This window comes from Blautia sp. MSK.20.85 (assembly GCF_013317245.1).
Classification (GTDB): Bacteria; Bacillota; Clostridia; order Lachnospirales; family Lachnospiraceae; genus Blautia_A.
The window spans coordinates 28,408-47,547 of record NZ_JAAIUN010000009.1 but is presented as its reverse complement, the minus strand read 5'-3'; the positions used below and the strand labels follow the sequence as shown (position 1 = coordinate 47,547).

The 19,140-nt window shown below is 43.6% G+C and carries 17 protein-coding genes and 1 tRNA gene; all 18 read left to right on the top strand.

Annotated features, from left to right (window positions below):
- Positions 1-110 precede the first annotated feature (110 nt).
- Entirely contained in the window at positions 111-1,577 is a 1,467-nt protein-coding gene (locus G5B12_RS07145; RefSeq protein WP_174087977.1) for a serine hydrolase, read from the top strand.
- A 93-nt stretch (positions 1,578-1,670) separates the two neighbouring features.
- The gene (locus G5B12_RS07140) at positions 1,671-2,042 is read left to right on the top strand and encodes a RidA family protein (RefSeq protein ID WP_021977561.1); all 372 of its coding nucleotides are present in this window, start codon (positions 1,671-1,673) and stop codon (positions 2,040-2,042) included.
- Between the two features lie 177 nt (positions 2,043-2,219).
- Positions 2,220-3,485, top strand: a complete 1,266-nt coding sequence (locus tag G5B12_RS07135; RefSeq protein WP_021977562.1) for a sn-glycerol-1-phosphate dehydrogenase — start codon at positions 2,220-2,222, stop codon at positions 3,483-3,485.
- Positions 3,486-3,555: 70 nt separating this feature from the next.
- Positions 3,556-4,047, top strand: a complete 492-nt coding sequence (gene ispF / locus G5B12_RS07130; RefSeq protein ID WP_118064411.1) for a 2-C-methyl-D-erythritol 2,4-cyclodiphosphate synthase — start codon at positions 3,556-3,558, stop codon at positions 4,045-4,047.
- Between the two features lies 1 nt (position 4,048).
- A complete protein-coding gene (gene cysS / locus G5B12_RS07125) occupies positions 4,049-5,458 on the top strand; it encodes a cysteine--tRNA ligase (RefSeq protein WP_021977564.1) in 1,410 nt (469 codons plus the stop codon).
- Positions 5,443-5,868: a Mini-ribonuclease 3 gene (locus tag G5B12_RS07120; RefSeq protein WP_021977565.1), complete on the top strand. Its 426-nt coding sequence runs from the start codon at positions 5,443-5,445 to the stop codon at positions 5,866-5,868. The genes cysS and G5B12_RS07120 overlap by 16 nt, the downstream gene beginning before the upstream one ends.
- 10 nt (positions 5,869-5,878) lie before the next feature.
- The gene (gene rlmB / locus G5B12_RS07115; RefSeq protein WP_118064413.1) at positions 5,879-6,604 is read left to right on the top strand and encodes a 23S rRNA (guanosine(2251)-2'-O)-methyltransferase RlmB; all 726 of its coding nucleotides are present in this window, start codon (positions 5,879-5,881) and stop codon (positions 6,602-6,604) included.
- A gap of 30 nt (positions 6,605-6,634) precedes the next feature.
- A complete protein-coding gene (sigH, locus tag G5B12_RS07110; protein ID WP_021977567.1) occupies positions 6,635-7,228 on the top strand; it encodes an RNA polymerase sporulation sigma factor SigH in 594 nt (197 codons plus the stop codon).
- Positions 7,229-7,302: 74 nt separating this feature from the next.
- Entirely contained in the window at positions 7,303-7,680 is a 378-nt protein-coding gene (locus tag G5B12_RS07105; RefSeq protein ID WP_021977568.1) for a hypothetical protein, read from the top strand.
- 163 nt (positions 7,681-7,843) lie between these two features.
- Positions 7,844-7,916, top strand: a tRNA-Thr gene (locus G5B12_RS07100).
- A 114-nt stretch (positions 7,917-8,030) separates the two neighbouring features.
- Positions 8,031-9,698, top strand: coding sequence for a glutamine--tRNA ligase/YqeY domain fusion protein (locus G5B12_RS07095; RefSeq protein ID WP_021977569.1), 1,668 nt, complete (start codon positions 8,031-8,033; stop codon positions 9,696-9,698).
- A gap of 163 nt (positions 9,699-9,861) precedes the next feature.
- Positions 9,862-10,467: a Maf family protein gene (locus G5B12_RS07090; RefSeq protein WP_021977570.1), complete on the top strand. Its 606-nt coding sequence runs from the start codon at positions 9,862-9,864 to the stop codon at positions 10,465-10,467.
- A gap of 8 nt (positions 10,468-10,475) precedes the next feature.
- On the top strand, positions 10,476-11,141 hold the full coding sequence (locus tag G5B12_RS07085) for an HAD family hydrolase (RefSeq protein WP_021977571.1): 666 nt from the start codon (positions 10,476-10,478) through the stop codon (positions 11,139-11,141).
- A gap of 17 nt (positions 11,142-11,158) precedes the next feature.
- On the top strand, positions 11,159-11,416 hold the full coding sequence (locus G5B12_RS07080; protein WP_021977572.1) for a hypothetical protein: 258 nt from the start codon (positions 11,159-11,161) through the stop codon (positions 11,414-11,416).
- 125 nt (positions 11,417-11,541) lie between these two features.
- Positions 11,542-14,397, top strand: a complete 2,856-nt coding sequence (locus G5B12_RS07075; protein ID WP_021977573.1) for a choice-of-anchor D domain-containing protein — start codon at positions 11,542-11,544, stop codon at positions 14,395-14,397.
- Between the two features lie 229 nt (positions 14,398-14,626).
- Positions 14,627-16,660, top strand: coding sequence for a molecular chaperone HtpG (gene htpG / locus G5B12_RS07070; RefSeq protein ID WP_174087975.1), 2,034 nt, complete (start codon positions 14,627-14,629; stop codon positions 16,658-16,660).
- A gap of 288 nt (positions 16,661-16,948) precedes the next feature.
- Positions 16,949-18,007: a glycosyltransferase family 1 protein gene (locus tag G5B12_RS07065; RefSeq protein WP_174087974.1), complete on the top strand. Its 1,059-nt coding sequence runs from the start codon at positions 16,949-16,951 to the stop codon at positions 18,005-18,007.
- Between the two features lie 3 nt (positions 18,008-18,010).
- Positions 18,011-19,009 carry a Stealth CR1 domain-containing protein gene (locus G5B12_RS07060; protein ID WP_021977576.1) on the top strand — a complete coding sequence of 333 codons (999 nt, stop codon included), beginning with the start codon at positions 18,011-18,013 and terminating at the stop codon, positions 19,007-19,009.
- Positions 19,010-19,140 lie beyond the last annotated feature (131 nt).

The window sequence follows — 19,140 nt, the reverse complement described above, 5'->3', positions numbered from 1 at the left end:
AAATCCGGTATACTGATAGAGAATTTATCCACATTGCAGACAGGAAGATATGAGACCCGGATAAAATCAGTAACTGTTAAATCCAAAGATAAGAAAAGTGAAAGAAGTATATGAGACAGAAAAAAATATTAAAAATACTGGCAGTGTGTTTCAGCACGGTAATGCTTACTCAGCCGGCATCAGCGGCGGCGCCGCAGCAGACGGCACAGGGCAGCCTTGGGTCTGTTACGGAGGAGTCCCAGATACTTCCGATTCCCGATGGAAGTGGGAAATACATTTTAAAAAGCAGTGGTTTTTACTGCCTGAATGAAGACGGAACCAGAGAAAATGCACCGGCAGTGCATTATTTTGATCATTTTGTGATTGATGGTACGGTATTTGACGGATATTATTATCATGATGAAAACGGTAAATTTGCAGCAGGAAATCCGCATATTGTCCAGATCAGAAATCTGACTGCCCCCACAGAGGACGGGAGCGGGGCGGAAGTTTCTTTTGATGGCTGTTATATGGTGAATAATCTGGGAAAACTCAGTGCTTCGCCGCAGGTGCGGTATATGGACAATCTGGTGGTGGATAAGACTACCTATAATGGTTTGTATTATTTTGATCAGTATGGAAAGATGGTCACAGATCCCGGAATACATTATCTGGAAATGAATGCGGCAGGACAGATGTTTGATGGCTATTATTATTTTGGCGGAGAAAACGGAGTCCTGGTGCAGGAAGAAGGTACCACACCGGAAGGCTTTCCTGTTGATGGAACAGGAAAGGTAGAAACAAAGGACCTGGGTATGGAGGGCCTGGAAACCAGGCTTACGGAACTTTTCGGTTCCTATGACGGTATCTGGAGTGTATATGTAAAAGATCTTACCAATGATAAGGAATTTCAGCTGAACAGCCAGCCCTTATATTCGGCCAGCCTGATCAAGGCGTTTGTTATGGCACAGACATATGCCAATATGGATACTGTTCTTCAGAGTGAAGCCGCAAAAATGAAAAAAGATGTTTCTGATCCGGCAGTCTCGACAAAAGTTAATGATCTTCTCTGGAATATGATCACAGTCAGTGATAATGAATCTTTTAATGAGCTGGTACGCCTGCAGACGACATCCGGTGTTTTTAAAGACGGGGCAGAGGCAGTGAATGCTTTCCTTGCGGAAAGTCAGTTTGCGGATACATCGGTACAGCATACCTTGAGTCCTTCCGCATCCAAAGATGCGGGGCTGGGAGGGAGAAATACCACTTCTGTAAAGGACTGTGGAGAGCTTCTTTCCCGGATTTATAAAGGGGAATGTGTATCAAAGGAAGCTTCGGAAGCAATGCTGAACCTCCTTCTGAATCAGCAGGTGACAACCAAGATCCCCAGTGGGATTTCCGCCTCTGTGGAAATCGCAAACAAGACCGGGGAGACGGATACAGACCAGCACGACATTGCCATTGTATATGGGGAGAAGACAACCTATATTCTCTGCGTAATGTCTGAGAACTGTAAATCCGGGGATGCAGTTTCGCACATTCGTGATATTTCAGGGATTGTTTACAATTATCTGAATATGCGGCTTGACCAGGATTGATTTGTGAGCTAAAATGAAAATCAGCCGAGCGGTATCTGAATGTTTCATACAAAACAGGAGGATTTCACGAGCTCACGAAAGGAGATTTTTATTATGAAGACAGTACATACAGACAAGGCACCGGCAGCCATCGGACCGTATTCCCAGGCAATCATCCATGGAGATACTCTTTACACATCCGGTCAGATCCCGGTTGACCCGGCAACCGGAGAAGTTGTGGGAACAACCATCGAGGAGCAGGCAGACCGCGTAATGAAGAATCTTGGTGCAGTTCTTGAGACAGCAGGTTCCAGCTATGAGAAAGCAGTCAAAACTGTATGCTTTCTTGCAGACATGAACGATTTTGCCGCATTTAACGAAGTATACGCAAAATATTTCGTAAACAAACCGGCACGTTCCTGTGTCGCAGTTAAGACACTTCCGAAGAATGTACTCTGTGAGGTAGAAGTAATCGCGGCAGTATAATATAAAACGAGCAGTAAATCCCCTGTCAGGAAGAGATGATCTTCCGGCAGGGGATTTTTTGCTGTGATTGATTTTTAAAAAGAAATCCTGTATAATACCAAACTGTAATATTGTATCATTCAGCGGATTGAGACGTACGCTGTGAATTATCAAGATAAGTCAGGAGGATATAAATACATGCGAGTCGATGCGGACGATTTTGCCCGACCTTGCAGCTGCGGGAGGGAGCACCACATAGACGTTAAGGAAATTGTAATTGAATCAGGAGCTATCGGGAAACTGGAAGAAGAAATGTCAGACGGAGATCTGAGAGAATACATTTCCCCGCTTCTGATCTGTGACACAAACAGTTACAAGGCAACAGAGGAACTGATGGAAGATATCTACGACCGGTGCCAGGTGCTGATCCTGGATGCCGAAGATCTTGAGGCAGATGAACGGGCCGTGGAAATTGTGGAGAATTATATGGAAGAGGACATTGATCTTGTTCTTGCGGTAGGCGCAGGTACGATCCATGATCTCAGCCGGTTTGTGGCCCATCAGTACCGGATTCCTTTTGTCTCTGTGCCCACCGCAGCCAGTTCAGACGGATTTACTTCTACAGTAGCAGATATGACATGGAACGGTGTGAAAAAGGCAGTAGCAGCATCTGCGCCGCTTTTTGTTTTTGCGGATACGGATATTTTTGCAAAAGCACCGAAGAGACTTACCGCTGCAGGTGTGTCGGATATTCTGGGGAAATATATTGCTCTGGCAGACTGGAAAATAGCCAGCATTCTTTCGAAAGAATATTACTGTGCAGAGGTGGTAAATCTGGAAACAAAAGCTGTCAGGACTGTGAAGGATAATCTGAAGGAGATTGCGGCTGGCGAAGAAGAAGCATGTGAGAAACTGATGTATGCCCTGGTGCTGTCAGGGCTTGCCATGCAGATGACCGGAAATTCCAGACCTGCATCCGGAGCAGAACATCATCTGGTACATCTCTGGGATATGGAAGTTGTGAACGGGCATCTGGATGCGCTGCACGGTGAAAAAGTTTCTGCAGGAACCATGCTGGTACTTCTGGAGTACAAGAAAATTGCGGATGCCATCCGAAAAGGAAACTGCAAAGTGCATACCTGTACAGAGGAAGACCGGGAACTTCTCCAGAGTACTTTTGGAAAAAAAGGAATTCTTGGAGCAATCGAAAAAGAAAATACGCCGGAACTTCTGGATGATGTGAGCACGAAAGAACTTTCCGATACGCTTCCCGGAATTCTTAAGATCATTGATGCACTTCCGGCGGTTACAGATATGCAGGAAATGATGAATACAGCTGGTTGTGTAAGCAGAGTCCGGGATATCGGACTGCCGGGAGAGGTGATCGAAGAGAGTCTTCGCCTTGCACCGTATACAAGAAGAAGGCTGAGTCTTTTAAGGCTTCGGAAGATGCTCACATACTGATCAGAAAAAGATCACAATAAGTTCTGTTGACTTGGCATAAATTTCAGGAAAGGCAGTGAGGAATGGTTTGATAAGAGTAGGAATGGGATATGATGTACATAAACTGACAGAAGGCAGAGATCTGATCCTTGGAGGAGTAAACATTCCCTGGGAAAAAGGCCTTCTTGGTCATTCCGATGCGGATGTGCTGATCCATGCGATCATGGATGCACTTCTGGGAGCTGCGGCTCTTGGAGACATCGGAAAACATTTTCCGGACACAGACCCTGCATATAAGGGAATTTCCAGTGTAAAACTTCTGGTACATGTTGCCGGACTTCTGAAAGAAAACGGCTATGCGGTGGGGAATATTGATGCTACGATCATTGCCCAGAAACCAAAGATGGCACCACATATTCCAGAGATGAGAGAAAACATTGCGAAAGCACTTGGAATTGAAATATCACAGCTGAATATCAAGGCAACTACAGAAGAGGGCCTTGGTTTTACAGGACAGGGAGAGGGAATTTCTTCTCAGGCGATCTGCTCCCTGTATAGAATCGGGAAATTGGAGGAAGAGTAACATGAAGATTTTTAACACACTCACAAGAAGAAAAGAGGAGTTCGTACCTCTGGAAGAGGGCAAGGTAAAAATGTATGTCTGCGGACCTACGGTTTACAATCTGATCCATATCGGAAATGCCCGCCCCATGATCATTTTTGATACGGTACGAAGATACATGGAATATAAAGGATACGAGGTTAACTATGTATCCAACTTCACAGATGTGGATGACAAAATTATCAAAAAAGCCATTGAAGAGGGTGTTTCCGCAGAGGAAATTTCCACCCGCTATATCAAAGAGTGCAAGAAAGATATGGCAGACATGAATGTAAAACCTGCCACAACCGCACCTCAGGCAACACAGGAGATCCAGGGCATGATCGACATGATCCAGACCCTTATTGACAAGGGATACGCGTATCCGGCAGCCGACGGAACCGTATATTTCCGTGTAAAGAAATTCAAAGAGTACGGCAAGCTTTCTCATAAGAATCTGGATGATCTCCAGTCCGGTTTCCGTTCTCTGAAGGTATCCGGTGAGGACCAGAAAGAAGATCCGCTGGACTTCGTACTCTGGAAACCGAAAAAAGAGGGCGAGCCGTCCTGGCCGTCACCGTGGTGTGACGGACGTCCTGGCTGGCATATCGAGTGCTCTGTCATGTCCAAAAAATATCTTGGAGAAGAGATTGATATCCATGCAGGCGGAGAGGATCTGATCTTCCCGCATCACGAGAATGAGATCGCACAGAGCGAGTGCTGCAATGGTAAGATTTTTGCAAGATACTGGATGCATAACGGTTTCCTCAACATCGACAACCGCAAGATGTCCAAATCTCTTGGAAACTTCCGTACTGTACGTCAGATCGGTGAGCAGTATGATCTTCAGGTCCTTCGTTTCTTTATGCTGAACGCGCATTACAGAAGCCCGCTGAATTTCAGTGCGGATCTGATGGAAGCAGCCAAGAATTCTCTGGAGCGTATCCTGGAAGCAGCAGGCAAGCTCAGCGACCGTAAGGACAATGCGGCAGTGGAGAATATCACAGAGGAAGAACTTGCACTTCTCAAAGAGGCAGAAGGCTTTGTTACCAAATTTGAAGCTGCCATGGATGATGATTTCAACACTGCAGATGCACTTGCTGCCATCTTTGAGCTTGTTAAATTTGCCAACACGAATGTAAACGAAAACAGCTCAAAAGAATTTGCGGCAGGTCTTTATGAGGAACTTTTCAAACTCAGTGATGTGCTGGGACTGAAGATCGAGAAGAAAGAGGAAATCCTTGATAAAGAGATCGAGGATCTGATCCAGGAGCGTCAGGCTGCAAGAAAGGCTAAAGATTTCAAGAGAGCAGATGAGATCCGTGACGAGCTTCTGAAAAAAGGTATCATTTTGAAAGATACAAGAGAAGGTGTGAAATGGCAGAGAGCTTAAGGGAGCTTAAAGAGCTGTTTGATCTGAAAGACGCAGATCTTCGGACCTATTCACCTCTGACACTGGCCTATATCGGGGATGGTGTTTATGAACTGGTGATCCGTACCATCCTTGTGAAAAAGGCAAACTGCCCGGTAAACCGTCTCCACAAAAAGGCCAGTAGCCTTGTAAAAGCGTCTGCGCAGTCTGGCATGATGGAAATTCTTGAACCGCTTCTGACAGAAGAGGAAAAAAGTGTATACCGGAGAGGAAGAAATGCCCATTCCGCTACCATGGCCAAACATGCGACTATGGCGGATTACCGGCGTGCTACAGGCTTTGAGGCACTGATGGGATATCTTTATCTGAAAGAGGATTTTTCAAGGATACTGGAACTGGTCCACGCAGGACTTGAGAAGGAGGAAATTTAAATTGACTGAAATGATAGAAGGAAGAAATGCAGTACTTGAGGCATTTCGTTCCGGCAAATGTGTTGATAAATTGTTTATTCTGGATGGCTGTCAGGACGGACCGGTTCGTACTATCGCAAGAGAAGCCAGAAAACATGATACCATCGTGAAATTTGTTCCGAAGGAACGTCTGGATTCCATGAGCGAGACCGGTGCCCACCAGGGTGTGATCGCGCAGGTTGCGGCTTACGACTATTCCACAGTGGAAGATATTCTGAAAAAAGCAGAAGAAAAAGGAGAGCCTCCTTTTATTATTCTTCTTGACAATATTGAAGATCCTCATAATCTGGGAGCGATCATCCGTACTGCCAATCTTGCCGGTGCCCATGGTGTGATTATTCCGAAACACAGAGCTGTAGGTCTGACAGCTACTGTCGCAAAGACTTCTGCCGGTGCCCTGAACTATACGCCGGTTGCCAAGGTTGCCAACCTTGGACAGACGATTGATGAGCTGAAAGAAAAAGGAATCTGGTTTGTGTGTGCGGATATGGACGGAGAAGTGATGTACCGCCAGAACCTGACAGGTCCCATTGGCCTTGTGATCGGAAACGAGGGAAATGGTGTCAGCCGTCTTGTAAAGGAAAAATGTGATTTTACTACCGCGATCCCGATGAATGGAGACATTGATTCCCTCAACGCTTCTGTAGCGGCAGGAGTGCTTGCATTTGAGATCGTGAGACAGAGAATGGCAAAATAACAGATACAGCTTAAGCTGTTCGGAGAAAAAATGTGCCGATATAATGAGACAGAGGACGAAGTTCTTATTCAGAGGCTTCGTGCCGGAGAATCCATGATTGCAGATTATCTGATGGAAAAGTACAAAGGTCTGGTCAGAAAAAAGGCAAGGGCCATGTTTCTTATTGGCGGGGATACCGACGATCTGATCCAGGAGGGTATGATCGGGCTGTTTAAAGCAGTCCGGGACTACCAGCCTGACAGGGAAACATCCTTTCAGTCCTTTGCGAATATGTGTATTGACAGACAGATCTACAGCGCGATCAAAAGTTCAAACCGTCAGAAACATCAGCCGCTGAATACGTATATATCCTTAAGTGACAGGGAAATGGAAGAAAATCTCAGAGATTCCTGTACGGAACATGATAATCCGGAAGCAATCCTGATTGACCGGGAAAATGTAACAGCGCTGAAAAAAGAAATGAAAAAGAGCTTAAGTTCTCTGGAAAATCAGGTGTTTCAGCTGTATATTGCGGGAAATAGCTATGTGGAGATCGCGGAAATTCTGGGTAAAACGCCGAAGGCTGTTGATAATGCCCTGCGAAGAATCCGCAAAAAAATGAAACGTTGTTTTGGAGAAAGTTAATTCCCCTCTTTTCTTTTGGATATAAAAGTATTAAAATGATGTTAAAAACAGCGGAACAAGAAAGGAGACCAATTATGGCAAAGATTAATAAATACTGGGGACTGGTTGCAGTAGGAGCTCTTACTGCGGCAGCAGCAGGAGCTATTGCAGCGATCATATCCAGAAAATCTGTATGTGAAGACGATTTTGAAGATGACTTTGACGATCTCGATGATCTTGAAGAGGATGAGAAGAAAGAAGAAAAAGAAGAGAAAGAAGTTTTCCAGGACTGGGACAAAACCGCATCTGAGACTGTAGAAGTTTCCAAAGAGACAGAAGAAGAGGATACAAAAGAAGCACCGGCTGAAGAAGAGACGGAAGCTGAAACAGAGACAGAGGAAGCTGCAGCTGATGAGGCGGAAGAAAAAACAGAAGAGGCAGAAGCTTCTGAGGATGCAAAATCAGAAGAGTAAAAAGAGAATCCTGTGCGCTGTGTCCGGGGACTGCAGTACACAGGATTTTTATGCGATAGTCATGAAAATACAAATTTTTAAAAAAATAAAAATAAAGTATTGACAATATGAAAGTCATCTGATAATATAAACAACTGTGAGCGGCACAAACGTCGCGAAACAAGCTGCTGTGGCTCAGTCGGTAGAGCGTCGCCTTGGTAAGGCGGAGGTCACGGGTTCGATTCCCGTCAGCAGCTTTTTTTGTGTCCAAAAACAGACAATTTTTTGTTTAAATACAGGTTTTGCGGGTTTCAAAAACTCCAAATATATGATAAGATAAAACATCAGGACGATATCTAGGAGGGAGAATCATGGACAACGAGACAGTTTCCAAAAACTTTATTGAGAATATTATAGACAAAGATCTTGAAGAAGGCGTTTATGACACTGTGCATACACGTTTTCCACCGGAACCGAATGGTTATCTTCATATCGGACATGCTAAGTCCATTCTTTTAAACTATGGGCTTGCAAAGAAATACAACGGAAAATTTAACCTTCGTTTCGATGATACAAACCCGACAAAGGAGAAATCCGAATTTGTAGAATCCATCAAGGCTGATGTAAAATGGCTTGGCGCAGACTGGGAAGACAGACTTTTCTTTGCTTCTGATTATTTTGACCAGATGTATGAGGCCGCTGTGAAGCTGATCAAAAAAGGCAAGGCATTTGTCTGCGACCTGACTGCAGACCAGATCCGTGAGTACAGAGGAACTCTTACAGAACCAGGTAAAGAGAGCCCATACAGAAACCGTACTGTAGAAGAGAACCTGCAGCTTTTTGAGGAGATGCGTGAGGGCAAATACGGAGACGGAGAAAAAGTTCTCCGTGCAAAGATCGATATGGCATCTCCGAATATGAACATGCGTGACCCGGTTATCTACCGTGTAGCACGTATGACACATCACAACACTGGAGACAAGTGGTGCATCTATCCGATGTATGACTTTGCTCATCCTATCGAGGATGCGATCGAAGGCGTGACTCATTCCATCTGTACTCTGGAATTTGAGGATCACAGACCGCTCTATGACTGGGTTGTAAAAGAACTGGAGTATCCGCATCCACCGAAACAGATCGAGTTTGCCAAACTGTACCTTACCAATGTTGTCACCGGTAAACGTTACATCAAGAAACTTGTTGAAGACGGAATCGTAGATGGCTGGGATGATCCGAGACTGGTATCAATCGCCGCACTTCGCCGCCGCGGATTTACACCGGAATCCATCCGTAAATTCGTAGAGCTCTGTGGCGTTTCCAAGGCCAACAGTTCTGTGGATTACGCAATGCTTGAGTACTGCATCCGCGAGGATCTGAAACTGAAACGTCCACGTATGATGGCGATCCTTGATCCGATCAAGCTTGTGATCGACAATTATCCGGAAGGACAGGTTGAGTACCTGGAAGCTCCGAACAACATGGAGAACGAGGAACTTGGAACCAGAAAGATTCCGTTCAGCGGAGAACTTTATATCGAACGTGATGATTTCATGGCAGAGCCTCCGAAGAAATACAAACGTCTTTATATCGGAAATGAAGTCCGTCTTATGAATGCATATTTTGTAACCTGCACAGGATATGAAGCAGATGATGACGGAACGATCCGTGTGGTTCACTGTACTTATGATCCGGAAACCAAAGGTGGAAATGCACCGGACGGACGTAAGGTAAAAGGAACCATCCACTGGGTGGAGGCATCCAATGCAGGTAAAGTTGAGGTAAGACTTTACGAGAACATCGTAGATGAAGAGAAGGGTGTTTACAATAAAGAAGACGGATCTCTCAATGTAAATCCAAACTCTCTCACCGTGACGAGCGCTTATGTTGAGCCGGAGCTTCTGAAAGCAAAAGGCTACGACAGTTATCAGTTTGTCCGCAACGGATTCTTCTGTGCAGACATCCATGACTCCAAAGAGGGCGCACCGGTATTTAACCGTATTGTGTCTCTTAAGAGTTCTTTTAAACTGCCGAAGGCATAAGATCAAAACAGCAAATTATATATAAAAGACAGTACGCCGGGATGTACAGAAATCCCGGCGTATTATATTTTATGATCCGGAAGGAATTCTCTTTTGACAATTCCGGTTGCACCTCCTTCCGTAAAAGGTTATACTGATAACACAGAAAGAGAGGAATACACACATGAGAAAGATTGTGCTTGCTTCTGCATCTCCCAGGAGACGGGAGCTTTTAAGCAAGGTGGGAATCACATTTGAGGTAAAACCTGCCAGTGGTGAAGAACGGATCACCAGCACAGAGCCCTCGAAGGTGGTTGAGGAACTTTCCTTCCAAAAGGCCATGTTTACCGCACATGCGCTGGAAAAAGAACAGGCGGATGATCTGGCGGACATTCTTATAATCGGAGCGGATACCATAGTCTCCTATGAAGGAAAGATCCTTGGTAAACCTTCAGACCCGGAGGCAGCAGTGAAGATGCTGAGTATGCTGCAGGGAAATACACACCAGGTATATACGGGTGTGACAGTTCTTGTAAGAGAAGAAGAAAACTGGAAAGTTCATACGTTTCATGAATGTACAGATGTAATTTTTTACCCGGTAACAAAGGAAGAGATCGCAGAATATGTAAACAGTAAAGATCCTATGGATAAGGCAGGAAGCTACGGAATCCAGGGTGCCTGGGGTGCTTATGTGAAAGGAATCCGCGGCGATTACAACAATGTAGTCGGACTGCCTGTGGCAAGGCTGATCTATGAGACAAAGAAACTTGGAATAAACCTGAGAGGATGAATGACAAAATGATAAAAGCTTGTATCTTTGACCTGGATGGAACGATTGCAGATACACTGGAGTCCATGGCATATGTGGCAAATGAGATCATGGAAAAGTTTTCCCTGAAACCGCAGCCGACAGATAATTTCCGTTATTACAGCGGTGAAGGCGCGGATATGCTGATCAAAAGATGTCTGATCGATGCCGGAGATCCGGATCTGGTCCATTATGAAGAAGTCCGGGAACTTTACCGTAAAAAATTTGATGAAGATCCCCTGTATAAAGTTGTACCATATAAGGATATGCCGGAAACCATTCAGAAACTAAAAGATGCGGGATTAAAAATGGCCGTATGTTCTAATAAACCGCATATTGCGGCACAGAAAGTCGTAAAAGCGATCTATGGAGATGTTTTTGACGAAGTAATGGGACAGCAGGAGGGAATCCGAAGGAAACCGGCACCGGATGGTCCGTTAAAGATCGCGGAAGAATTCGGAGTAAAACCGGAAGAATGCATGTATATCGGAGATACAAAAACGGATATGCAGACAGGTAAATCAGCCGGAATGTATACAGTAGGTGCACTCTGGGGCTTTCGTGACCGCAGGGAACTGGAAGAAAACGGCGCAGACATTGTAGCAGCGGTACCGTTGGAACTGGTTGCTATTTATGAGAAGAAAAATAATAAATAAAGGAGGACTTTTTTAAAATGTATAAGAAAGAATATGTCCAGACATTTCTGGAAAAACAGGGACAGCTTTTTGATGAGCCGGTAGCAGATGATTTTGAAGAGGCAGAGGCATTTCTGGAAGACTGTATGGCAGTAGTGCTGGATTCTCTGAAAGATGTAAAAAAATATCTGGATGGAATGGGTGCAGATGTAGAGGGACTTTCCCTGAAAGAACTGGAAGAAGAAAGTGAAGTGTTTAAACTTCCAGATGGAAAATATCTCATTGTTGAAGGCTGAGAGAAAAAACGGAAAGCAGAAATTACATCCTTGAAAATTAAATATGGTAAACTTGCATCAACAAAGGAAAGAATGCATAAATCTGAAAATGCAGGAAAACATAAGGATGTAAAGGAGGATGGAATATGAGGAAAAACAGAGTACTGGCAGTGATCATGGCCGTGCTTATGATGGTTACATTACTTCCATCTATGGTGTTTGCCGCTGCGGTTCCCCAGGGAGCTCTGGATGGCAAACTGAAAGTTAAGGGAACAATTGCAGTAGGTGTTACCTTAAGCGCAGATTATTCCAAGGTAAAGCCAGAAGGAATTACAGATGATTATGTGAGTTTTTCGTGGTCGCTGAAAGATGGTGATGTGCTCACCGAAGTAGGAACAGATAAAACCTATAAGGTTGAAGAAAAGGATCTGGGATTTCCCATTGTTCTTAAGATCACAGGAAAAGAAGAAATGGGAATCAGTGGCGAACTTACTGTAACAACACAGGAAGTTTCCGCAACGGAGGAAGATGCCAAAGCTCTTGCACAGCAGAAGAAGACAGAAACATCTACCAGCGAGAGCGGATCAGATGAGACTTTGGAGCAGGATTCTCAGGACAGCACCATTACGATCACCGGATTGGGAGAAACTGATACAGATTCCGGAAATACCGAAGAGACAGAGGATTCGACAGAAGATCAGGCAGAGGATTCATCAGATACGACAGCCGGATCTGATGAAAAAACTGTTGAGACAGGGGAAACGAAAGCACAGAATGGTGACAGTGCTTCAACAGAAGAACTTACATATTCCGCAGTTGTATCCACAGAAGACGGAAGTGGTGTTTTAAATTTCGGAACTGTAACAGAAGGTTACACAGAGATACCGGAAGTACAGTATGTTACGATTACCAATACCGGAACTGCAGATCTGAATTTTAAAGAAATTTCTCCGGAGAATTTCATGGCTGAAGATATTAATGGACAGCCACTGAAAAGCGGAGAGCAGATTACGGTATGGGTAAAACCAAGAGAGGGACTGAACGCCGGAGAATATAAAGATCTGATCACATATCAGACAGAAGAAGGTGTGGATGTTTTCTTTGAGGCGGATCTCACTGTAGAAGCACAGACAGATGACGGGAATAACGGGAACGCGGATGCGGGGAAAGCATCGGAACCATCCGACAGTGAAGAAGGACAGTATGAACTGACAGCAGATCCTGCAGAGATTCCTTTTGATGACCTGACAGAGGGCTATACGGAGGTTGATCAGACAAGAACTGTAACCATAAGAAATACAGGTACAGAAACGGTAACTCTGAAACAGCCGCAGTCAGACAATTTTGATATTGAACCTGTCAGTGAAGGTGAAAATAATGGAGAAATCATGCTTGCCCAGGGCGATGAGCAGATGTTTACAGTTCAGCCAAAGCTGGGACTGGAAGCAAAAGATGATCCATATGAGGAAGATCTTGTTTTTGCCACGTCGGACAATAAGGCGTCAGCAGCTGTGAAAGCAAGCGTATTGGTAAATGGGGACAGTTTCACTGAAAATTCTGTAGATATTACCCCAAAAGATCTGAATTTTGGAGAGCTGGAACAGGGATATTCCAATGCCCCGGAAGCACAGACTGTAACAGTTACCAACACAGGTACGGAAGCGATCCGTCTGGTACAGCCAACAGCCAAGAATTTTGAAGTAGGAGCTCTTTCTGCTGAGGTACTCAATCCGGGCGAAGATAATCAGGCAACTTTTACTATCCAGCCCAAAACCGGCCTTTCTGCAGGAGAATACAGTGGCAAGATCAGAATTGCAGATAAAGATGGAAATATAGATGAGAACGTTTCGGTCTCCTTTACTGTAACGAAACCGGAACCGGTGTATGATCTTTCGGTCAAACCGGAAGAAGGTCTGAATTTCGGTACGGTGAACGAAGGTTATAAAGATCTTCCGGAAGCACAGACTGTAACAGTTACCAACACCGGTAACACAAAAATCACACTGCAGCAGCCAACCGGAAAAAATTATACCGTAGGAGCTCTTTCACAGACAGAGCTTGAGGCGGGAAAAAGTGCAACCTTTACAGTGCAGCCGAAGAAGGGTCTTTCCAAAGAAGAATATCTGGAAGACATTGTAATTTCCAACAGTGCAGATGTATCTGCTTATATTACTGCGTATTTCAGTGTTCGAAAAAATACTGATAACAGTGAGAAAGAGAATGATCTTACCGGAATCCGAAAACCATCATCGATCACAGATCTTCCAAATGGGACAGAGAAAACACAGAAAGCGCTGAAACTTCCGGAAACTGTGACGATCACAACAACAAAGGGAGAACAGAAAGCTTCTGTGAAATGGGATGTGAAAGGCTGTTCTTATGACCCTTCCTCTGTGGACAGACAGACATTCAATGTAAAAGGAACTGTTACACTCCCCGATGGTGTGAAAAATCCTGACAAGATCAGTACGGTGATTGCGGTAAGTATTACTGTAAATGCATATAAAGGTTCCGGGGTAAAGGAATCTGATAACAAGATCACGGGAATTGATCCCAATGGAAAATATGATACAAACACGAAAATCACTTTCACAGCGGTAGGCGCTGGTATGGATAACAGCAATCCGGTGAAGGGAGATACCCGTTTCCAGCCAAGGAGCTGGCAGATTACGGAAAAGCGTGACTGGGATTCGGAACCATATACAGCAACTTTCCGCGTAAGCAAACCAGGCGAGTATACACTGAAAGTCAATTTTGTGCAGCAGAGATATGACGGCTCCAGATGGACAGATACAGATGTCCAGTCTGAAAGCAAAGTTACATTTACTGTGTCACAGGCGGAGATCCTTACAGCAACACCAAGCCCTGCAGTTACGCAGTCCAGCCAGAAATCAGCGGTACAGACAGGAGACAGTACACCGATCATGACATTTGTGATCATCCTGATCGCTGCAGTTGTATGTATTGGAGGAATTCTTATATACCGCAGAAAGAAAAAATAAAAGCAGAATTATAAAAGATTCCCCTCGTGCATGAGAAATGTGTGAGGGGAATCTTTTTGCGTATGAAAAATTTATAGCCGACATTGTTACTAGCACTCGAAAATGGCGAGTGCTAAATTTTTCTTGACTTTTGCAAAAAGTCGTATTAGTATATATTTATTGAAAAAAACAACAGGTTTCCGGGTTTACCGGAACATAGGAAATAAAAAACAAAAGGAGAGTGACATACATGTCAGCAAAACATGGAAGTTTATCAATCAACAGTGAAAATATTTTTCCGATCATCAAGAAATGGTTATACTCCGATCATGACATTTTTGTAAGAGAAATGATCTCCAATGGATGTGACGCAATCACCAAACTGAGAAAACTGGAAGTTATGGGTGATTATACATTCCCGGATGGCTATAAACCGGCAGTAAATGTTATCGTAGATCCAGATCAGAAAACCCTGAAGTTTATTGATAATGGTATCGGTATGACTGCAGATGAGGTAGAGGAATATATTACACAGATCGCTTTTTCCGGTGCAACAGAATTTCTTGAGAAATATAAGGATAAGACAACAGATGATCAGATGATCGGTCATTTCGGACTTGGATTTTATTCCGCGTTTATGGTTGCGGATGAGGTACACATCGATACGCTTTCTTATAAAGAAGGATCTGCACCGGTTCACTGGACCTGTGACGGTGGTACAGAATATGAGATGACAGATGGAAACAAGACAGAACCAGGAACTGAGATCACACTTTTCCTTAATGAGGAGAGCCTGGAGTTTGCCAATGAGTACCGTATGCGTGAAGTGATCGAGAAGTACTGTTCTTTCATGCCGGTAAACATCTATCTTTCCAAAGCAAATGCAGAGCAGGAGTATGAGACTATCGATGAGGCAGATCTCCGTGAGGATGATGTAGTTGTTGAACATATCCACGAAGATGCCAAGACAGAGGAGAAAGAGAACGAAAAAGGTGAAAAAGAAGTTGTAGAGGTATCTCCGGCAAAGGACAAAGTAAAGATCAACAAACGTCCGGTATCTTTAAGTGATACACAGCCGCTTTGGATGAAACATCCGAATGAGTGCACAGACGAAGAATATAAAGAGTTTTACCGTAAGGTATTTATGGATTACAAAGAGCCACTGTTCTGGATCCATCTGAACATGGATTATCCGTTTAACCTGAAAGGTATTCTGTATTTCCCGAAGATCAGAACAGAGTATGATTCCATTGAGGGAACAATTAAACTTTATAATAACCAGGTATTTATTGCAGACAATATCAAAGAGGTGATCCCGGAATTCCTTCTTCTCCTGAAAGGTGTGATCGACTGCCCGGATCTGCCACTGAATGTATCCCGTTCCGCACTGCAGAACGATGGTTTTGTAAAGAAAATCTCCGAGTACATTACCAAGAAAGTTGCGGATAAACTGACTGGAATGTGCAAGACAGACAGAGAATCTTATGAGAAATACTGGGATGATATCAGTCCGTTTATCAAATTTGGCTGCATCAAAGATGCGAAATTCGGCGAAAAGATGAACGACTATATCCTTTTCAAAAATCTGGATGGCAAATATCTTACTCTGAAAGATTGTATTGAGGAGAATAAGAAAGAAGAGAAGACAGAAGAGAAAACTTCCGAGGAATCCAAGAATGAGGAACCTGAGAAAACAGTGATCTATTACGTAACAGATGAGGTACAGCAGAGCCAGTACATCAATATGTTCCGTGAGGCCGGTAAAGATGCGGTAATCCTTAAACATGTGATCGATTCTCAGTTTATTTCTCATCTTGAGCAGCAGGATCAGAACGTACAGTTCAAGAGAATTGACGCAGATCTTACAGAAGAGCTTCGTGAGGATGGCGAGACAGATGAAGCAACGGTTAAAACTCTGACCGATGTATTCCGTAAAAATCTGGGTAAAGATAAACTGGAAGTAAAGGTAGAAAAGCTGAAAAATGAGGGAACAGCAGCGATGATCACTCTTCCGGAAGAGAGTCGCCGTATGCAGGATATGATGAAGATGTATAACATGTACGGAATGGATCCGAATATGTTCGGAGGACAGGAGGTACTTGTTCTGAATGCAAATCATCCACTGGTGAAATTTATAGCTGAGAATCAGGAATCTGAACATGTGCCGGTAATCTGCGAACAGCTTTATGATCTGGCTATGATGAGCCATAAGCAGCTTTCTTCTGAAGAAATGACAAAATTTGTAAAGAGAAGTAACGATATCCTTATGGTTCTTACCAAATAAAAAACATCAAAAAAAGGCTTTGCCCCTGTGGCAGAGCCTTTTTTGGGCTGAATGTGGATTTCAGATATCCGCTTGGCGCGGATTCGATTAAAAATTTCCTGCAATACATAAAAATTTCGAAATTACAGAAAATATCAGAGAGAATGTTACAATAACATTTACCATATGTTAATTTTATGTTATATTTGTAATATGGATCTATAGAAAAGTGGATATCTGTTATCCAGAATAAAGAGAGGTATATAAGTGAGAGTATTGCAGGTTGGCTTAGGTAACATAGGAGGAGGCTTGGAAGCTTTCGTCATGAATTATTACCGGGAGCTTTCGAAAATGGATGTGCAGTTCGATTTTGTCTGCATGTATGGTAAGATCGCTTATGAAAAAGAAATAAAAACACTTGGAGGCAGGATTTTCTATGTTCCCAATGTGAAAAAGAATTATCTGGGATATGTGAAACGATTTAAACAGATATTAAAAAAAGGAAATTATGATGTGGTGCATGTGAATATGCTGTCCGCAGCCAATATTGTTCCATTGCAGCTGGCATCGAAAGCCGGAGTCAGGAAGGTGATCGCTCATTCTCATAATTCTTCCTGTCCGGGAATGGTACGAAAATTCATGCACTGGTGCAACCGTGCCCGCATCAAAAGATATGCCACAGATTTTTTTGCGTGTTCGGAGGTGGCGGGAAGATGGCTGTTTGGGAATGAAGATTATGATGCCGGTAAGGTAGTTATCGTACACAATGCGATATCTATGGAACGCTATCTCTTTTCGGAAGATCATCGTGCGATTGTCCGCAGTGCGTTTGGCTGGGGAAACCGGTTTGTTGTAGGTCATGTAGGACGGTTTGATCCACAGAAAAACCATGAGGGGCTTCTGGATATTTTTAAGGAGATCCTGAAGAAGAGACCGGATGCTGTGCTGGCACTTGTAGGAAGCAGAGGCGGTCAGTATGAAAATATTCTGGAACGGGTAAAGAGTGAAAACCTGGAGGATAAGGTGTTTTTTCTGGGAAAGAGAACAGATATCGGAGCCTTTCTGTCTGCGATGGATGTATTTCTTTTTCCTTCTCTTTACGAAGGATTGCCCTTTGCACTTGTGGAAGCGCAGGCTAACGGACTTACCTGTGTGATTTCAGATACAATTTCCAGAGAAGTTAATGTGATTCCCGGACAGTTGAAACCACTTTCTCTTGGAACATCTCCCGAAAAATGGGCAGAAACTGTGGTAAGAGCAGGAAAAAGGCCGCGAGTCGGGAAGGAAGAGATTTATCAGGGACTTGTAGAAGGACATTTTGATATTTGCCGGGAGGCGCGACGATTGAAAAAACTGTACGGAGAATAAAAAATGGAAAAAATTGATTTTGTCATTCCCTGGGTAGATGGATCAGATCCGGCCTGGAGAGAAGAATTTCAGCGTTACAGTCCGACAAAGGGGACGGATGCAGGAGAGAACAGATATCGGGACTGGAATAATCTGAGGTACTGGTTCCGCGGAGTAGAAAAGTTTGCGCCCTGGGTAAATACAGTATGGTTTGTTACCTGGGGACATGTTCCGCAATGGCTTGACAGAAATGCGCCGAAGCTTCGGATCGTTCGCCATGAAGATTATATTCCGTCAAAATATCTGCCGACTTTTAACTGCAATCCGATTGAATTGAATTTTCACAGGATTCCCGGTCTGGCAGAGAAATTTGTGTATTTCAATGATGATATGTTTCTCCTGAGGCCTGTAGAGCCTGAGATCTTTTTTAAAAATGGTCTCCCAAGAGATTGCTGTATTGAAACCGCAATTGCACAGGATGATATCCGAAATCCTTTTGCGCATATTCTTCTTAATGATATGGCACTTGTAAACATGCACTATAAGAAACGAAAAGTTATCAAAAAAAATTTCAGAAAGTGGTTTCATCCTTCTTATGGAAACATGCTGTTGAGAAACATTCTTATGATTCCTTATCAGGAGTTTTCCGGGTTTAAGTATACCCATGTTCCAAGTGCGTTTTTAAAATCTACATTTGAAGAGGTCTGGAAGCGGGAGGGGGAAGTACTGGATGAGGTATGCAGGAACCGTTTTCGCAGTGTATTTGACGTTAATCAGTATCTGATGAAGTACTGGCAGTATATGGAAGGAACTTATGAACCGCAGTCTCCGAAAATTGGCCGTTTTTATAAGACAGGACTGGAAGACCAGAAGATCCTGGAAACGATCGCGGGGCAAAAGGCGGCTATGCTGTGCATCAATGATGAAGGAGGCAGCCAGGAAGAGTTTTTGAAAATGAGGGAGGCTGTAATAGAAGCCTTTCAGAAAATCCTTCCGGAGAGATCGTCCTTTGAACAAAAATAAGTATTTTCATGCTTGAAGATGGTATCAGGAAATTTATCTGGTATCATCTTTTTTATATGCACATATTGTTATTTTAATGACAATGCGTGCATCTTTAACACAATTATATCTGTTTTATATAAGATAATGGA